Raw genomic sequence first — 4944 nt, forward strand, 5'->3', positions numbered from 1 at the left:
GACCAGCTCTACCTGGAAGCGATCGCCCGCGAGCTCAATGAGCGGCCACGCCAATGCCTGGGCTTCTACACCCCGAGGGAAGCCTTCGAACGCCTACTCAAAGACAACGTTGCTTCCACGATTTGACGGCTCTCTCTTTCAACCCGATGGTCGTGGTCTGACCCGGAGTTAGGTCAGCGAGGCGCACGCTGCGGAATTCTTCGACCGGAGTGCGCTGGTACTCACGCACGGGACGGCCAGCCTTATTGACCTTGTCAGTCTGGACCGTCTCATAGATTCCCCAGGAGGCGACGACGCGGAACTCCTCGAGGTCGGCCGGCACCTGGAACCGCAGCCCCATTGAGGCAGGGATCATTAGTCCCTGCTTAGGAGCGCGGTCCTCGACGTCGTCGTCCTCTGCGTCGGCCTCACTGTCGTCGGCGGCGAACGCTGGAACGCCTCGGCCCTCGGCCATCCCGTCTTCATCGGCCCGGACTTCCGCAAGATCGTCCTGACCTGCGATGTCTGGCGCCGATACGGCTGTTGGGCTTGTCGCACCCCCTACAAGCTTGACCGGTGCAATGTGGCCGACAAGGTACTGCGAACGCGGGCTGAACGGCAGAGTCTCATCCGGACCGTGAATCGGGCCGAGGAGTTCGCGCTGAAGTATGTCGCCTAGGTTCTCCCGGACGGCGTGGGACGATCCATCCAAATCGAAATTCAGCTCGTACGACGCCTGCGGTCCAGTCGCCTCAGTGGTTGCCTCGGTCACAGATAGCAAGTCTGCCGTATACATCCGACAGAACCCGTTAGACATGCTTGAACTCAAGGTTGCGCAACTCGGGGGCCGGTTGCGGTGCTGCAGGTTCATGTGAAGGTTCACAGCTGAGCCCCTGCGGCGGGCGTCTCGGGTTGACGCCACTCCAACAGAACTCGGTTCGCATCGAAGTAGCGGCCGACGATGCCTCTGCGTATACGCAGGCTGTGCAACTGCGTGAGTAGAATTTCACGCCGGGCCGTGTCGCTGCTACCAGCGGCTATCCAGTGGGCTTCGACGGTTGAGGTTCCTAGTGGCTCTGTCCCCCGTTCGGTGAGGAGACGGTGAATCAGGTAAGGGTCAAAAGCAGATCGGCTCAGGGTCTGTCGGCACGAGGGGCAGTAGAGGGTAGGGCGCTGCTGATTGGTTCCCCTGCACAGGAACACGTCGCAATCGTTGCAGCGGGCGACACGCGACAGGAACGGGCTCGTCGGCTTCCGCTCGCTTCGCTTCCGGGACTGCGGTGTGTTCCGTGCATCGAGCAACTTCTGAAGGACTGCGAATTCCTTGATGCTTATGATCGCCAAGTCGTCATTAACGACAGGCTCACTATTCTCATCTCTAAAGACAGCGAATGGGTCGACACGTTTGCCGCTCTTCGCGCGGCCAGGGTTGTGCGGAGTCATTCCAGCGAGGACCGGATTGCGAAGGATACCGTTCACTGTCTGCCGGTTCCACGTCGTCGCACCGGACTTGCGTCGTGCAACGGATCCTTTCGGTAGGGGAGCACCTTCCGTTGTCAGCCAGGTCGTGATTGCATTGACTGTGGTCCCGTTAAGAGCCCTGCTGACGGCTTCGGCGAGCCATGGATGCCGGTCGGGATCCTTGACGAGGACCCATCCTGGACCGGTGGGATTCGCGGTCGGCAGGTATCCGTACGGGGTTCCGCCTCCCGCCCAGCGGCCGTCTTTCAGGAGCTGGATCCGCGCTGCCCGTACGCGTGCGCGGATGGCCTCGGCTTCCATCTCGCCAAACACTGCGAGCATGACTGCGAAGGCGCGGCCCTGCGGACTAGTCATATCGATCGGATCTTCGACAGCGACGAGGCCGGCACCGCGCTCCTGCAGCGCTTCGTCGGCGTGGAGGAAATCGAGCACTCGTCGAGCGAGCCGGTCGACTTTCCAGATGATGACCGCATCGAAGTCAGTAGCTGCGAGGAGCGCGGCCCAGCCAGCGCGGTCCTCGGGACGGTTGGCGGTGGCTGAGACACCGTTGTCGATGAACTCGCCCACCACCGTCCAGCCACGCGCCTCGGCGTACCGGCGACAGGACTGAAGCTGGCGGGCGATAGAGACAGACTCTTCCTTGGTTACGCTGAGCCGTGCGTAGAGCACGCAGCGCCGCTCTTGTCGTGTATTCACGGGCTTCAGCCAACTGGCAAGCAGGTGCCCTTCCGCTGCCGGGGCGGGACGGGGTCAAGTCCCGGGTAGTGGTGTAACCGATTGTGGTCCTTCGTTGGTGGTCAGGCGGGTAGTTGGATCAGTGGGTCGGTGTTCACCTCCGGCGTGTGGTCGGTGTCGGTGACGGTCAGTCGGCAACGGCTGAGTACCTCGAGGCCGAGGTAGCGGCGGCCTTCGGCCCATTCATCTGTCTGCTCGGCGAGCACTGCTCCGATGAGCCGGACGATGGCGTCGCGGTTGGGGAAGATGCCGACGACGTCGGTGCGGTGCCGGATCTCGCGGTTGAGCCGTTCGGTGGGGTTGTTGGACCAGATCTGGCGCCACACATCGTCCGGAAACGCGGTGAACGCCAGCAGGTCTTCACGGGCGTCGCCGAGGTGTTCGGCGACGTCGGGTAGCCGGTTGTCAAGTCACGGGTTTGATGGAGACCGATCAGTTGTTCTGTAGGGCGGGTTGAGGGATGGGTTCGCCGGTGTTCGCGACGGTCCAGTAGGCGGCTTCGTATTCGGCGGGCGGGACGTGACTGAGAGCGCCGTGGAGGCGCTGATGGTTGTACCAGGCGACCCATTCGGCGGTGGCGTACTCCACCGCGGCGGCGTCAGTCCACGTCTGCCGGTAGATCAGTTCGTGTTTGTACAGCGAGTTCAGGGCTTCGGCCATGGCGTTGTCGTAGGAGTCCCCGCGTGAGCCGACCGAGGTGACTGCGAGGGCGCGGTTGAGTTCCTCGGTGTAGCGGATCGCCCGGTACTGCACGCCTCGGTCGGAGTGGTGGATCAGACCGGCAAGGTCTTGCCCGTGGCGGCGGCGCTGCCAGATCGCCATCGCGAGCGCGTCCAGAGCCAGGTCGGCGAACATGCGGGTCGAGGACTGCCAGCCGACGATCATCCGGGAGTACACGTCCAGGATGAATGCGACGTACACCCAGCCCGCGGTGGTACGGACGTAGGTGATGTCGGCGACCCACAACTGGTTCGGGGCCTGCGCGGTGAAATCACGCTCGACCAGATCAGCGGGGCGATCTTGCAGCCGTGCTCGGTCAGCACAGTGCAGATCGGCTCGATTCCACATCGATCCTTGTGGTCGTCGATGAACGCGACGATCACCGATGTGGGCGGTCGAGCTCCGCCGCGAAGAAAGCCGATGCCGCTTTCAGGATGTCGTTCGCGCGCCGCAGCTCGCGGTTCTCCTTCTCCAACTGGCGGACCCGCTCGATATCGGAGACCGTGGCCACGCCCGGAGTCTCGGCCTGGCCAGACTCCACACGATTGACCCAGGTCCGCAGAGCTTCGGGGTGCACGTCGAGTTGCTCAGCGATCCGCCGGATCGCGCCGACACGGGTCTCGGGGTCCTTCCGGGCGTCGATGGCCATACGCGTGGCACGGTCACGAAGCTCTTGCGGGTACTTCGATGGACGAGGCATGAGAGTGATTGTTCCTTCCGGGTAACTCACTCTCCATCAAACCCATGACACTTCACTATGGGGCACTACTCGGGACGTCGCTCTTGCAGGCAGAGGGGACCTTGGGGCTTATCGCCACAAATAGTGTTGCCCAAGGCGAAAGTCGCGAGGTCGGCCTCGACGCGATGATTGGACAGGGTTTCACCATCACGCGGGCAATTCAGTCACAGTCATGGCCGTCAGCAAGTGCCAACCTGGAGTTTGCGGCAGTGTGGGGCACACTAGGAAGCGTCGGCGACGAGGCCCCGCGTATTGCCAACGGTGAGATAGTTCACCGCATCTCCACGCTGCTTGAAGCAGCCGGGCGGGTCGAAGGACTTCCACAGCAGCTGCAGGAGAACAAGGGAATCGCCTTCGAAGGCTGCAAGCTCCGAGGAACAGGCTTCATCATCGATCCCGGCGAAGCGAGCGAATGGCAACTTTCGGACCCGGCCAACAAGCAAGTCTTGTTTCCATACTTGAACGGGGAGGATCTCAACTCCCGCCCAGACTCGTCGGCTTCGCGCTGGGTTATCGACTTCACAGGCCACGACGGGACCAGTGCTGCTAGATTTCGACTGCCGTTCGACAGAGTGGACGAGGTCGTGAGCTACGAGCGCAAGAATCTTGGCGCACAGCTCCGTGAGAAATTCTGGCTTTATGAAAGGCCGCGGGCGGCAATGCGAAAGGCGATCGCTGGGTTGTCTGAAGTGCTGGTCATCGCGTGTACCAGCAAATCTGTTATGCCGGTTCGGGTTTCTACTGGACAGGTGTTCAGCAATGCGCTCGATGTGTTCGCAACGATGAACTACGGTGACCAGGCGGTGTTGTCATCAAGCCTCCACCAACTCTGGGCGATCACCTACGGGTCAACTCTGGAAACTAGAATTCGGTACACGCCGTCGGATGTATTCGAGACGTTCCCGCGCCCGGTAGCCACAGCCCGCCTAGCGGAAATTGGCCGCGCACTCGATGAAGAACGGCGTGAAATCATGGTTAGCCGCGACCTTGGTCTGACGAATATCTACAACCTGGTCAATTCCCCTGATGTCTCTGGCGACGCCGATATCGATCGATTGCGCCAGGTGCATGTTGAGGTAGATGAAGCAGTCATGGCGGCGTTCGGCTGGACGGACTTGAACTTCCAGCACGGCTTCCACTCGTACCGACAGGAACGGCGATGGGGGCTCTTCGAAGTTGAGCGGGCACCTCAGCAGTGAATCTGGATGCCTGCCCGCTGTTTGCGGGTGCAGTGGAATCGTATCCGGCGTCGTGAGTTCTCGAGGTTCCGGAAGCCACATGCGGCGCGT

3 protein-coding genes, 3 pseudogenes and 1 other annotated feature are annotated in these 4944 nt (G+C 61.8%); of the genes and pseudogenes, 2 read left to right on the forward strand and 4 right to left on the reverse strand.

The window, feature by feature from the left end; genetic code table 11:
- A pseudogene (locus ABD989_RS17765) lies at positions 1-126 on the forward strand (IS30 family transposase); the annotation flags it as partial.
- Here ABD989_RS17765 and ABD989_RS17500 read toward each other — a convergent pair.
- From ABD989_RS17500 to ABD989_RS17515, 4 genes and pseudogenes are all read right to left on the reverse strand, one after another.
- On the reverse strand, positions 98-751 hold the full coding sequence (locus ABD989_RS17500) for a hypothetical protein (protein ID WP_345314484.1): 654 nt from the start codon (positions 749-751) through the stop codon (positions 98-100). The pseudogene ABD989_RS17765 and the gene ABD989_RS17500 sit on opposite strands and share 29 nt — an antisense overlap.
- Before the next feature lie 107 nt (positions 752-858).
- Positions 859-2130, reverse strand: coding sequence for a recombinase family protein (locus ABD989_RS17505; RefSeq protein ID WP_345314485.1), 1272 nt, complete (start codon positions 2128-2130; stop codon positions 859-861).
- Between the two features lie 128 nt (positions 2131-2258).
- Positions 2259-2594: pseudogene (locus ABD989_RS17510) on the reverse strand (transposase); the annotation flags it as partial.
- 34 nt (positions 2595-2628) lie between these two features.
- Positions 2629-3616 (reverse strand): annotated as a pseudogene (locus tag ABD989_RS17515) (IS3 family transposase).
- Positions 3207-3335: a sequence feature (AL1L pseudoknot), on the reverse strand. (Overlaps the previous pseudogene by 129 nt.)
- 44 nt (positions 3617-3660) lie before the next feature.
- Here ABD989_RS17515 and ABD989_RS17520 point away from each other — a divergent pair.
- Positions 3661-4854 (forward strand): type IIL restriction-modification enzyme MmeI, encoded by a 1194-nt coding sequence (locus ABD989_RS17520; protein WP_345314486.1) that lies wholly within the window; start codon positions 3661-3663, stop codon positions 4852-4854.
- Positions 4855-4944: the final 90 nt, after the last annotated feature.

This window comes from Gordonia alkaliphila (assembly GCF_039542465.1).
GTDB lineage: Bacteria > Actinomycetota > Actinomycetes > Mycobacteriales > Mycobacteriaceae > Gordonia > Gordonia alkaliphila.